We start from the raw sequence: 12,055 nt of genomic DNA, 5'->3' as shown, positions 1-12,055 counted from the left end.
CGAGGAGGGCGCATGACCGACATGACCTACCTGGACGGCAACATGCTCGACGGGCCGCTGCGCGAGCTCCTCGCGGTCGACCTCAGCGCCACCACCGGGCGCTGCGACAACTGTGGCATGACCGGTCCGATGGCCGGTCTGCGCGTCTACTCGCACGCCCCGGGCCTGGTCGGGCGGTGCCCGGTGTGCACCGGGGTGATGGTGCGCCTGGTCCGTGCGCCCGAGCGGGCCTGGCTGGACCTGCGCGGCACCACGTACCTCCAGGTCCCCGTGCCGATGGACCCGGGCCTTCGCCCGTCGCGCTGACCGGGCCCGCGCCCCGCTCAGGGCGTGGCGGTCAACTGCCCGACCGGCGCCGGGGCCGGCTCGGCGTGGTGGCCCGCGCGTCGCGGCGCGGTGCCCACCGGCGTCGCGGCGCCGTGCGGCGGTGTCCGCAGCGGCGTCGGGCGGGCCCCGCGGGAGAGGCGGCGGCGGAGCCGGCCGACGAGCTGATCGACGGTCACCGGCACCACGGACAGCACGAGTTGGCCGTTGCGCGGGTCGACGGTCGCGGCCACCCCGTACAGCCGGGCACCGTGCCGCAGCAGCCGGGGCCGGCCGGCGGCGAGCCCCGGCGCGCGGACCGGTGCCCGGCCCCGGCCCTGGTCGCCGTCCACCTCGGCCCGGACCGGATGGCGTTGGCCGCTGGCCGCGCTGGCGGCGAGGAGCCGGTCGACCGGGAAGTCGGTGCGCACGGTCCGTCCGGTCGGGTCGGTGGCGTCGAGCCGGGTGGCGCCGGCGACCGGGCCGGCCACCAGCCGCACCGGTCCCGCCTCCGCGGCGAACCGGGGGTACGGGCTGCGCGCGGTCACCGTGACGGTCTGCCCGTCGACCCAGCTCACGTCGATGGTGTCCAGTCGCGCCAGCCAGTCGGCGCGTACGTCGGTGACGTCGGTCCACGGTGCCGGGGCGCCGGGGTAGCCGGCATGCCAGCGGCCGGCCTCGACCACCGTGGCCGGTACGCCCCGGCGGGTGTCCTGGTCGATGACGGCCAGCAACTCGTCGACACCGCCGGCGGTCACCGCGCCCAGGCGCAGCCGGGCCTCGATGTCGAGCCGCTCCCGCAGCCCGTCGGTGACGTACCGCTCGACCAGCCGGCGGACGGTCGCGTGCACCCGCTGCTGCGCGGCGCGGTCGAGGCGGCGGAAGTCGTCGCCGACGAGGTTGGCCAGTTCCAGCCCGACGTGGCGGCACAGCACCGCGTCCCGGCGGGGGCCGGCCGGGATCAGCCCGTCCACGAACGCGAACAGCCGTTCCACACTGACCAGGCGTTGCTCGACCCGGCTGTGGTAGGTGATGTTGCGGGCGTCCAGCCGTCGTACCGCGTGGTAGTAGTCGTAGTCGGCGAGCGCGGTGACCCGGCGGGCGTGGTAGCAGGCGGCCAACGTGAACGGCTGGTCGCTGAGCACCGGCATGTCCTCCGGGAACCGCAACCCGAGCCGGTCGACCAGCTCCCGGCGGAACAGCTTGGTGTTCGCCAGCGACCAGGGCAGCGCCGAGTCGAACAGGCTCACGTCGACGGCGTTGCCGGCGGCGAACACGTCGGAGAAGACGTGCCGGCCGTTGACACCGACGACCTTGCCGAGCACCACGTCGGAACCGTACCGGTCGGCGGCGGCGACCAGCCGTTCCAGCGCCTCGGGGCCGAGCCGGTCGTCCGAGCCGAGGAAGAAGACGTACCGGCCGGTCGCCAGGTCCAGGCCGCGGTTGCAGGGCGCGGCCGGGCCGCCCGAGTTGGGTTGGTGCACCACCCGCAGCGTCTGAGGGTGCCGGGCGGCCAGCCGGTCCAGCAGGCGACCGCTGCCGTCGGTCGACCCGTCGTCCACCGCCACGATCTCCATCCGGTCCGCGCCGATGGTCTGCCGCAGCAGCGAGTCGAGGCAGGACCGCAGGTAGCGCAGGGTGTTGTAGACCGGCACGATCACGCTCACATCGGGGACGGTCACCGGTGGGCGGTCCGTCGCCTCCTCGGCTGTCACTGCTGGTCCTCCGTCGGTCGTCCGGCTGGTCCGGCGCGACCCAGCGTGGTGGGGCGAAGGGTCCGGGTGACGACGCCGACATGACACCGAGGTGACCGGAAGGCGGCCGTTGGACACCCGACCGGGCCCGGTGTGTGCGGTGGTGGAGACGCTTTTCCCGTCGGTCAACTTCATGATCGGCGACAGAGGTGGGAGGTAGGGGGCCGGGTGGGGTGGGCGGCGGGGGATGGGTGAGAGTGGTGCACCGTGAGGTATCTGGGCAGTGACGGGCGCGTCGCGATACGCCGTCCCCGGGCCGTCGACGAGGTGGAGTTCGTGGCCGCCGCCCGGCGCAGCCGGGGCCTGCACCACCCGTGGCTGCCCGCGCCGGACGACACCGAGGGGTACGCGGCGTACCTGCGCCGGATCCGGCGACAGGACACCTCCGGGTTCCTGTTCTGCGACCGGGCCAGCGGCGAGATCGCCGGGTACGCGAACATCGGCGGCATCGTGCTCGGCGCGCTGCGCGGCGGCTACCTCGGGTACGCCGCGTTCCGCCCGTACGCGGGGACCGGTCACGCCTCGGCGGGCGTGCGGCTGGTGATCGCGTACGCGTTCGGCGCGCTCGGGCTGCACCGGTTGGAGGCGAACATCCAGCCGGGCAACGAGCCGTCGAGAAGGCTCGCTCGTGGCCTCGGTTTCCGGCTGGAGGGTTTCTCCCCGGACTACCTGTTCGTGGACGGCGCGTGGCGGGACCACGAGCGCTGGGCGATCATCGCTCCGCCGACGCCCTGACGGTGCCGTAGTCGGCGGTGCCTGCTGCCGCGTACCGGATCGTCCTGGCGGGAAAGGGTGTTGCCGGGACGTTTGTCGCAGGTCTGGTCGGGAACGGCAGCAGACATGACGAAACCACGTGTGGTGATCGTGGGCGCCGGGTTCGCCGGGTACCACGCGGCCAAGACGTTGCGCCGGCTGGCCCGCGGCCGGGCCGAGATCGTCCTGCTGAACACGACCGACTACTTCCTCTACCTGCCGCTGCTGCCCGAGGTGGCGGCCGGCGTGGTCGAGCCGACCCGGATCTCGGTGCCGCTCGCCGGCACCCTCGACGGCGTGCGGGTGGTGGTCGGCGAGGCGGACCGGGTGGACCTGCAGAACCGATGGGTCGGCTACCGCTCCGCCGAGGGCGACCACGGCCAGCTCGCGTACGACCGGCTGATCCTCTCCGTCGGCAGCGTCAACAAGCTGCTGCCCATCCCCGGCGTGACCGAGTACGCGCACGGCTTCCGGGGCCTGCCCGAGGCGCTCTACCTGCACGACCACGTGGTCCGGCAGGTCGAGCTGGCCGAGCTGACCGACGACCCGGCCGAGCAGCGGGCCCGCACCACGTTCGTGGTGGTCGGCGCCGGCTACACCGGCACCGAGGTCGCCGCGCACGGGCAGCTCTTCACCGACCGGCTGCTGGCCCAACGCCCGCACCTGACGGTCCGGCCCCGCTGGATGCTGCTGGACGTCGCCCCTCGCGTCCTGCCCGAACTGGACCGGCGGATGTCCGTCACCGCCGACCGGGTGCTGCGCCGCCGCGGCGTCGACGTGCGGATGGGCACCTCGGTCGGCGAGGCCACCCCGGACGGGGTGATGCTCACCGACGGCGAGTACGTTCCCACGTGCAGCCTGATCTGGTGCGTCGGGGTGCGTCCCGACCCGTTCGTGGCCGAGTTGGGGCTGCGCACCGAGAAGGGCCGGCTGGTGGTCGACGAGTACCTCAACGTGCCCGGCTATCCCGAGGTGTTCGCCTGCGGCGACGCCGCCGCCGTCCCCGACCCGACCCGCCCCGGGCAGGCGTGCGCGATGACCGCGCAGCACGCCCAACGGCAGGGCAAGCTGGCCGCGCACAACATCGCCGCCTCGTACGGCCAGGGGGCCCGCAAGTCGTACCAGCACCACGACCTGGGCTGGGTGGTGGACCTGGGCGGAAAGGACGCGGCGGCCAACCCGCTGCACGTGCCGCTGTCCGGGTTGCCGGCCAAGGCGGTCACCAGGGGTTACCACCTGCTGGCCATGCCGGGCAACCGGCCGCGCGTCGCCGCGGACTGGGCGCTCGACGCGACGCTGCCCCGCCCCGCGGTACAACTCGGCCTCGTCCCGGCCAACGCGGTGCCGCTGGAGAGCGAGTCGCCGGAGCTGGTCCGCCGGCCCTGACCGCTCGGTCCCGGTCGGCCGGTCCGCCGCCGGCGGGCGGTGGACCGACGCTCATCCGGTGCGGCTACCCGCCCTGCCGGGCGAAGAACCCGGGCTCGGGCCGGCTCGTTCGACCCCCGGACGGGCCGGCTCGGGCGGCCCACCCGGTCGGACGCGCCGGCTAGGCCAGGTCGGCGTCGGTGACCGGGCAGGCGTCGGCGGCGAAGCCGTCGAGCGTCGCCCCGTGCAGCACGATCCCGGGCACCGGGTCGGCGGCGGCCCGGGCGGCGAGGCGGCGCATCGGCAACCGCCCCGGGCGGAGCGCGCCGGCGAGCACCACGTTGCCGTACCGCCGGGCGCGCAGCATCCGCCGGTCGGTGACCAGGCAGACGTCGGCGAAGACCGCGCGCAGCGTGGCCACCTGCGCCCGGGTGTGGGCCAGCGGCGGCAGGTCGGTGAGGTTGACCAGGTATACGCCGTCCGGGCGGAGCACCCGGGCCACCTGCGCGGCGAACTCCACGGCGGCCACGTGCGCGGGCATCCGGGCCGCCCGGAAGACGTCGCCCACCACCACGTCGTACGTCCCGGCCGCCGCCTCGGTGACCGCGTCGCGGGCGTCACCGATCGCGATCGCCACCTCCGGCGGCACCGGCGGCAGCCACCGGCGGACCAGTTCGACCACGCCGGGATCACGCTCGACGACCCGCTGCGCCGAACCGGGACGGGTGGCGGCCAGCCAGCGCGGCAGGGTGAGCGCGCCGCCGCCCAGGTGCAGGGCGGTCAGCGGCCGGCCGGGCGGGGCGGCCACGTCGATCACGGCGGCGATCCGCCGCACGTACTCGAAGTGCAGGTGGCGCGCGTCGGTCACGTCCACGTAGGACTGTTCCACGCCGTCGGCCAGCAGCGTGCGGCCGGTGGGCCGGGCCGGGTCCACGACGATCTCCAGGACCTCGGTGTCGCGCTCCACCTTCGGCACGCTACCGGGCCGGTCGGGTGTTAAGCGGGGGCCCCGCCCATACCGGAGGCGTTGAGCGGGGGCCCCTCCTTGCACCGTCAGCCGGCGGCCATGCCGGCGCCGGCCTCGTCGACGGCGGCGTCGACCCGGTGCGCCATGTCCACGTCCGCGGCGGTCACGCCGTCGACCTGCTGGGTCCGGACGGTCAGCACCGCGTTGTCCGGGTCCGGCCGGCCGATCTGCGGGCCGCGCCCGCCCTCGCCCCGCAGCCGGTCCAGCCGGTCCAGCACCCGGTCCAGGTTGCCGCCGGGCAACTCGATGGTGCGCACCAACGACCGCCGGTCGCTGGACCAGTAGGGCAAGCCGGCCAGCGCGTCCCGCAGCTCCGACTCGGTCAGCGGCGCGGTGGCCGAGGACGCGCCCACCAGGCCGCCGCCGTAGTCGGCCGGTGCGAGCAGGTCCCGCAACCCGTCGGGTACGCGCAGCGAGCCGACCAGTTCGGCGTCGGCGTCGGCCAACGCGGCCAGGGTCGCCTCGGCCTGGTAGCGCGCCTGTTCCGGGGTGAGCCGGCTGCGCCGCCCCACCTCGGCCAGGAAGCCCGGCAGGTCCTGCCGCCGTTGGATGCCGTCCACCGGCACCACGTCGTGCAGCTTCACCGGCACCGCGTCGAGCAGCCGCTCCCGCTCGGCCTCGTCGAGCGCCCGGGCCAGGGCGAGCACGGTGGCTTCCGCCGCGACCTTCGCCTCGGCGAAGTCGACGCCGGCCCGCCGGCTCACGGCGTCCACGAGATCCCGGTATCCGATCGGGACCGCCGCGTCCGGGCCCGGGTCGGGCAGCGGGCGCGGGCGCTGCGCCACCCCGACCGCCGGGGGCGCGGGGCCGCCGCGCGTGCTGTCCGGCTTGTGCCGGCCGGCCGGCGGCGGGCCGGACCTGTCGTGCCGGTCCAGCGAGGTGACCTGCTTGGACGCGCTCAGGCTGGCGCCGGTCTGGCTCGGCTGCCGGCCCTGCTCCCGGGCTTGTCGGGCGAGGGCCCGGCGACGCTGGTTGTCGCCCTCCATCTGCTTGCGCATCTTCCGCACCTCGTTCCTGGTCGGTGGCGCTTGCGGCGGTCGGGTTCCCGGCGCTGCCGGGAAGCTAACGGCGACCGCGCGACGACGCGCTTCACTCGCTGCGGGTGAGGGGCGCTCACCCGCCGGTGCCGCAGGATCGGCGGGACCGGACAACGTCCGACGCACGCGGAAGGGCAGGTCGTCATGAAACGGATCGTGGAGATCGTCCCCGCTCGTCCCGGCTGGTACGCCCGCTGGCGCCTCGGCCCGGACGCCACCCGGTGCTACCCGGTGACCCTGTGGGCGCTGCTGGAGGAGCACGACGGCGGCGGGCGTGAAGTGGTCGGCGTCGACTGCGTCGGTCAGTGGCCCGGCGCGGACGACGACGCGGACGCGGACTTCGTCCGCTACCTGTTCCAGACGCCCGACTCCGGCGTGCCGGCGGACGCCGAACCGCCGCTGGCGGCACGCGCGCGCGACCGCGGGCCGAACCGGTTGGCCGTGCCGGCCGCCTGAGCCCTCCTCCCGGCCCCCGGCCCCTGGTCCCAGGGTCGGGGGCCACCCCCGCCCGCGGGCCGTCGCGGGCCGCCTCAGCCCACCTCGCGGTCGACGCCTCCGGCCGTTCGGGGCGGGACGGGGAGCACCTCGGCCAGGCCGGTGCGGTCCAGCAGTTGCCGGACGTTCGGGGTCAGGTCCGTCAGGTGGACCCCGCCGGTGCCGGAGCGGTGGATCACCACCAGTGCGCTCAGGCCGGAGGAGTCGCACAGGGTCACCCCGGCGAAGTCGAGCCACAGCTCCTGATGACCGTCGCGGCGCAGTTCGGTGGCGGTCGCGACGAGCTCCGGGGCGGTGTCGAAGTCGAGCTCACCGACCAGCCGCAGCCGGGCGGAACCGGCGTCGCGCCGATCCACCTCGATGGTCAGCAACGGAGAGGGCATGCGCCCATGTTCCCAGTCGGGGACGGCCCGGAAAACCCCGGGGGTCACGCGGACGCGGCCGAGCCGGGCGCCCGCCGCCGGTCGACCGGCGGCCGGCCCAGCAGGCCGGTGACCCCGGTCATGTCGAGGATGGTCGTCAGGAAGCGCGGGACCGACCGGAGTTCGACGGTGGTGCCGTCCTGCTGCCCCTCGCGCCAGGCGTGCACGATCACCGAGAGCCCGGTGCTGTCGCAGAACTGCAGCCCGCCGAAGTCGAGCACCAGCGTCGCGGGACGCCCGGCGAGCAGGCGGTCGACCTCGGCGCGCAGCGGCGCGGCGGTGGCGTAGGCCAGGTCGCCGGCGACGCTGACGACCGGGGCGGCCGGGTCGGCGCGGTCCACGGAGATGCTCAGCGGTGCGGCTTCGGGTTTTCTCCGTCGAGGAACCACCATGACGCCTTTCCACAGGCTGCCGGCCGGGCAGGGACGACGGGATCGTAACAATGCCGGACCCGGACCGCTCGGCGTGTCTTCGCCCCGGCCTCGTCGGGTGGCGGTCCGGGCACACCGGCGTAGGGTGGGGTGACGGGATCCGACCATGGCGCCGCTGTCGGCGCCGCACCGATGTCGACGAGGAGAGTGGGCTTAGCTGGTGACTGCTGCCGACGTCAGGGGTTCCGACCCGGGCGACGGACGGATCTCCACGCCGAGTGCCCCGCGGGCTTCGGCCTGGTCCGCCGCCGCCCCGCTGACGTCCGCCCTGCCTCGGCTGGCACCCGACCACGACCTCACCGCCGTCCCGGACTTCTCCGAGGTGGTGGAGCACTTCCGCGAAGGACTCGTCGTCTGCGACGCCGACGGTGTGGTGCGTCACGTGAGTCCGGTCGCGGAGCGGCTCGTACCCGAGGTGAGGTGCGGCGAGGTGCTCGCCGCCGCCGACGTGGCGCCGCTGCGCGGCGACGGACCGGCGGAGTTCACCCACCACGGCCGGCGGTTGCGGCTGCGGTCGGTGCCGCTGTCCTCCGCCCGGCGCTGCTGGTACGTCGAGGACGTCACCGAGAGCGTCAGCCGGGCCGACGCGCTGTTGGCCGAGCGGGCCCGCTCGCTCTTTCTCGCCGCGGTCGGCGAGAAGCTCGGCAATCCGCTGCACCCGGACCGGGCGGCGGCCGCGGTGGCCCGGCTCGCCGTGCCCACGGTCGCCGACGTCGCGGTGCTGGTGCTGGCCCCCCGCTCCGGGCGGGCCCGCTGGTGGCGGGCGGTGCGCGCGGACGACGAGGCCCCGGCCGTGGACAGCGGCGTGCTGCCGGCCGCGGCGCTGCCCGCGGCGATCGAGACCGGCCTCGCCGGCACCGAGCCGCACGCGCTGGACTGGTTGGTCGAGCAGGCGGCCGAGGCGGGCTGGCTGCCCGGCCTCGACGTGCCCGGCGCGACCGCCCGGGTGGTGCCGCTGCCCGGCCGCGAGGCCCCGGCCGGCGTGCTGCTGGTGGCCCGCCGCGCCGGCCGCTGGTACGACGAGGCCGACGTCGACCTGGTCCGCGCGTTCGCGGCCCGGGCCGGTGCCGCGCTGACCACCGCCATGCTCTACCGCGATCAGGCCGAGGTCGCCGACACCCTCCAGGCCAGCCTGTTGCCGGTCGAGCCGGCGCCGGCCCCCGGGGTGCAGTGGGGCACGGCCTACCGACCGGCGCAGGCCGGGCTGCGCATCGGCGGCGACTTCTACGGTTCGCACCGGCTCGCCGGCGGCGGTTCGGTCTTTTTCCTGGGTGACGTGTCCGGCAAGGGGGTGGAGGCGGCGGTCTCCACCGGTCAGCTCCGCCAGTGCCTGCACGCCCTGCACCGGGTCGAGGCGCAGCCGGGGCGGCTGCTGAAGCTGCTCAACGGCGCGCTGCTGGAGACCACCCAGGCCCACGGTCAGGGCCGCTTCGCCACCATGGTGCTCGGCGTGACCCGGCCGCACCGCGACGGCGGCCTGACCCTGACCCTGGCCGGCGGTGGTCACCTGCCGCCGCTGGTGCTCCGCGAGTCCGGCGACGTCGAGGTGGTGCCGTTGAGCGGCATGCTGATCGGTGTGGTGCCGGACCCGCGCATCGGCGAGACCACGGTGCACCTGGCACCCGGGGAGACCTGCCTGCTCTACAGCGACGGGGTGACCGAGGCGCGCGGCGGTTGGCGCGGTGACGAGCAGTTCGGCGCCGACCGGCTGGTCAACGCGGTGACCGGTTGTCACCGGATGCCCGCGCCCGCGTTGGCCGAGCGGGTCGAGCAGGTGACCTGCGACTGGCTCGCCCACGGCGACCACGACGACATCGCGGTGCTCGCGCTACGGGCGAGCGGCCCGGCGGGACGGGCGTCCCGTCACCTGCACGCGGTGCCGGAGCCGAGGACCGACCGACCGAGAGGGCTGCCCGCGTGAGTGCGACGACCACCGGGGCCGACCCGGTCCACGCCTTCCCCGGCTACCTGGACTGCCTGGCCGAGGCCGACGAGCAGGCGGCGGTGGCGGTGGCCCGGGGGCTGCTGGAGGCGGGCGTGCCGGCCGAGCGGGTCCTGCTCGACCTGGTCGCCCCGGCCCAGGCAGAGGTGGGCGAGCGGTGGGCGCGCAACGAGTGGAGCGTGGCCCAGGAGCACGCCGCCACCCACATCAGCGAGCGGGTGGTGGCCGCGGTGGCCGCGTACGCCGATGCGCGGCCGACCCGCGGCCGGGTGGTGGTGGCCTGCATGGACGGTGAGTGGCATGCGTTGCCGGCCCGGCTGGTCGCCGAGGTGCTGCGGCTGCGGGGCTGGCAGGTGGTCTTCCTCGGCGCCAGCGTCCCGGCCGCGCACCTGGTGTCCTACCTGCACCGCTACGACGCCGACGCGGTGGCGTTGGCCTGCGCCCTGCCGATGCGGTTGCCGCACGCCCACCGGATGATCGAGGCGTGTCGCCGGGCCGACGTGCCGGTGGTGGTGGGCGGGCGTGGCTTCGGCGCGGACGGCCGCTGGGCCCGGGCGCTCGGCGTGGCGTGGGCCCCGGACGCGCCGGCCGCGGCCGAACTGGTCGCCGACGACCGGGCGCTGCGCGCGGTGCCGGCGGCGCGACCGGACCACCCGGCCGACGACGAGTACGCCAGCCTGGTCAAGCGCCGTGGTGAGCTGATCGACAGCGCGTTGAACGATCTCCGCGGGCGGGTGCCGGCGGTGGCCGACTACACCCCGGCGCAGCTCGACGCCACGGTCGGGGATCTCGGCCACATCGTCGACTTCCTGGCCGCCGCGCTCTACGTCGACGACGGCACGCTCTTCGCCGAGTTCGTCGAGTGGCTGGTGGAGATCCTGGTCAGCCGGGGGGTGCCGGCTGACGCGGTCGTCCTGACGCTCGACCACTACGGACGGGAGCTGCGTGACTTCCCCCGCGCGGCCGGCTTCCTCGACCGGGGGCGTGCCGTGGTCGGTGGGCTTCCGGCGGCGACCGCGGGCCGCTGACTCGCGAACTCCCCGGCGCCCCCTATACTTGCTGCACTGCAAGGGCTCGCCTGCGGTGGGAGCGAGAGGGGCCACGGTGACGCTCACCGTCACACCCGCCGAGCGGGGCGAGATCGGCGTCGACCTTCGCCTCGCCGGTGAGCTCGACCTGAGCACGGCCGGCGAGTTGAACGCGGTGATCGACCGGCTCGTCGCCGGGGGCCGGCGGGAGCTTCTGCTGGATCTCACCGAGCTGACGTTCTGCGACTCGACCGGCATCGCCGCCTTCGTCCGTGGGGACAACCTCGTCGCCGCCGACGGCGGCTGGTTGCGGCTGACCGGAGCGAGCGGCCCGGTGGCCCGGGTGCTCCAGGTGACCGGCCTGGCCGAGGTGCTCGCGCACCGCCGCGACACGGCCGACCCGACGGCGTCGGCCAGCTCCTGATCGGATAGATTTCCCCGCCAGCGGCCGGCCGTGCGGCCGGCGCCCTCCTCGAGACCGAAGCAGGTAGCCCCATGGGTCAGCCCAGCCCCAACCCCGTTCGCATCCTGGTGGTGGACGACGACCCGGGCGACGTCCTGATGATCGAGGAAGCGCTCGAGGACTCGGACGTCGAGAAGGTCATCGACGTGGTCGCCGACGGCGAGGAGGCGATGGAGTTCCTGCGTCGCGAGGGCCGGCACGTCGAGGCGCAGCGGCCGGACGTCATCCTGCTCGATTTGAACATGCCCCGGATGGACGGGCGGCAGGTGCTCGGCGAGGTCAAGCAGGACGAGAATCTGCGGACCATCCCGATCGTGGTGCTCACCACCTCCAACGCCGACACCGACGTGGTCAGCAGCTACACGCTCCAGGCCAACGCGTACGTGACCAAGCCGATCGACCTGGACGACTTCAACGACGTGGTGCGCCGGATCGACGAGTTCTTCGGCCGGGTGGTCGTGCTGCCGAAGCACGGCTGACGGCCGGAACGTCCGGGCATCCGGATACTGAACATTCTGCCCGAGACGTTTTGCCGGAACGGCCGCCCCCGGTCGCGTCCGCCCCGCAGGATCGTCGGTGGGGGACGGGTGCGGCTTCCTGGGGGCGACGGATGAGGTTCTCGGTGGTGGAGTCCGGTTACGACCGGCGTCAGGTGGATTCCTGCCTAGACGAGGTGGAGCTGCAACTGGGCCGGCTGGCGGCACGCGTGGAGGGCGTCGCGGGCACGGGCCGCGAGTGGGACCAGATCCGGCTGGACGCCCGGCACCTCGGCGAATTCCTCGGGCGCCGGGCCGCGCCGGCGCCGGACGCCACCGCCGACCCGAACGCCGCCGAGCGGGAGATCGCCGACCTGCTGGCCCGGGCCCGCGCCGAGTTGGCCGCCGCCCGGGACGAGGCGCGTCGGGTGCGGGAGGAGGCGTACGCCGAGGCGCTGCGGGCGCGTCGGGAGTTCGAGGCCGCGCTGCTGGCCCGCCGCCGCCACGAGGCCCGCGTCGATGACCTCCTCTCCGGCGCGCGGTGAGGCGGGTCCCCGGC

Annotated in this window: 14 protein-coding genes; 9 read left to right on the top strand and 5 right to left on the bottom strand. The window is 75.1% G+C overall.

The annotated features are described in order from the left end of the window. Positions 1–12: 12 nt before the first annotated feature. Positions 13–306, top strand: coding sequence for a DUF6510 family protein (locus tag AB0H28_RS11240; RefSeq protein WP_358037140.1), 294 nt, complete (start codon positions 13–15; stop codon positions 304–306). A 17-nt stretch (positions 307–323) separates the two neighbouring features. On the opposite strand, the gene AB0H28_RS11235 is transcribed toward AB0H28_RS11240, so the two are convergent. Further along, entirely contained in the window at positions 324–1,985 is a 1,662-nt protein-coding gene (locus AB0H28_RS11235; RefSeq protein WP_358037423.1) for a glycosyltransferase family 2 protein, read from the bottom strand. 279 nt (positions 1,986–2,264) lie between these two features. On the opposite strand from AB0H28_RS11235, the gene AB0H28_RS11230 reads away from it, so the two are divergent. Further along, complete coding sequence (locus AB0H28_RS11230) at positions 2,265–2,792, top strand: GNAT family protein (protein ID WP_358037137.1); 528 nt, start codon at positions 2,265–2,267, stop codon at positions 2,790–2,792. A 105-nt stretch (positions 2,793–2,897) separates the two neighbouring features. Next, the gene (locus AB0H28_RS11225) at positions 2,898–4,196 is read left to right on the top strand and encodes an NAD(P)/FAD-dependent oxidoreductase (protein WP_358037134.1); all 1,299 of its coding nucleotides are present in this window, start codon (positions 2,898–2,900) and stop codon (positions 4,194–4,196) included. Between the two features lie 160 nt (positions 4,197–4,356). Here the strand turns inward: AB0H28_RS11225 and AB0H28_RS11220 are convergent, their stop codons facing one another. Next, entirely contained in the window at positions 4,357–5,142 is a 786-nt protein-coding gene (locus tag AB0H28_RS11220) for a fused MFS/spermidine synthase (RefSeq protein WP_358037131.1), read from the bottom strand. 86 nt (positions 5,143–5,228) lie between these two features. After that, positions 5,229–6,200, bottom strand: a complete 972-nt coding sequence (locus AB0H28_RS11215; protein WP_358037128.1) for a DUF2267 domain-containing protein — start codon at positions 6,198–6,200, stop codon at positions 5,229–5,231. 183 nt (positions 6,201–6,383) lie between these two features. Here AB0H28_RS11215 and AB0H28_RS11210 point away from each other — a divergent pair, with 183 nt between their 5' ends. Continuing rightward, positions 6,384–6,695 carry a hypothetical protein gene (locus tag AB0H28_RS11210; RefSeq protein WP_358037125.1) on the top strand — a complete coding sequence of 104 codons (312 nt, stop codon included), beginning with the start codon at positions 6,384–6,386 and terminating at the stop codon, positions 6,693–6,695. Positions 6,696–6,769: 74 nt separating this feature from the next. Here the strand turns inward: AB0H28_RS11210 and AB0H28_RS11205 are convergent, their stop codons facing one another. Together AB0H28_RS11205 and AB0H28_RS11200 are read right to left on the bottom strand one after the other, a co-directional pair. After that, entirely contained in the window at positions 6,770–7,117 is a 348-nt protein-coding gene (locus AB0H28_RS11205; protein ID WP_358037122.1) for an STAS domain-containing protein, read from the bottom strand. 44 nt (positions 7,118–7,161) lie between these two features. Beyond that, positions 7,162–7,497: an STAS domain-containing protein gene (locus AB0H28_RS11200; RefSeq protein WP_358037119.1), complete on the bottom strand. Its 336-nt coding sequence runs from the start codon at positions 7,495–7,497 to the stop codon at positions 7,162–7,164. A 250-nt stretch (positions 7,498–7,747) separates the two neighbouring features. Here AB0H28_RS11200 and AB0H28_RS11195 point away from each other — a divergent pair, with 250 nt between their 5' ends. The 5 genes from AB0H28_RS11195 (at position 7,748) to AB0H28_RS11175 (ending at position 12,041) form a co-directional block, all read left to right on the top strand. After that, positions 7,748–9,508: a PP2C family protein-serine/threonine phosphatase gene (locus AB0H28_RS11195; protein WP_358037117.1), complete on the top strand. Its 1,761-nt coding sequence runs from the start codon at positions 7,748–7,750 to the stop codon at positions 9,506–9,508. Then, on the top strand, positions 9,505–10,557 hold the full coding sequence (locus AB0H28_RS11190) for a cobalamin-dependent protein (protein ID WP_358037114.1): 1,053 nt from the start codon (positions 9,505–9,507) through the stop codon (positions 10,555–10,557). Before AB0H28_RS11195 ends, AB0H28_RS11190 begins: the two co-directional genes overlap by 4 nt. Before the next feature lie 76 nt (positions 10,558–10,633). Continuing rightward, positions 10,634–10,981 carry an STAS domain-containing protein gene (locus AB0H28_RS11185; RefSeq protein ID WP_358037111.1) on the top strand — a complete coding sequence of 116 codons (348 nt, stop codon included), beginning with the start codon at positions 10,634–10,636 and terminating at the stop codon, positions 10,979–10,981. A gap of 71 nt (positions 10,982–11,052) precedes the next feature. Further along, entirely contained in the window at positions 11,053–11,499 is a 447-nt protein-coding gene (locus AB0H28_RS11180; protein WP_358037109.1) for a response regulator, read from the top strand. A gap of 131 nt (positions 11,500–11,630) precedes the next feature. Next, positions 11,631–12,041 carry an ATPase gene (locus AB0H28_RS11175; RefSeq protein ID WP_358037106.1) on the top strand — a complete coding sequence of 137 codons (411 nt, stop codon included), beginning with the start codon at positions 11,631–11,633 and terminating at the stop codon, positions 12,039–12,041. Positions 12,042–12,055 lie beyond the last annotated feature (14 nt).

The sequence above is a fragment of the Micromonospora sp. NPDC050980 genome (genome assembly GCF_040653835.1).
Taxonomy (GTDB): domain Bacteria; phylum Actinomycetota; class Actinomycetes; order Mycobacteriales; family Micromonosporaceae; genus Micromonospora.
This window is presented reverse-complemented; position numbering and strand designations above follow the sequence as displayed.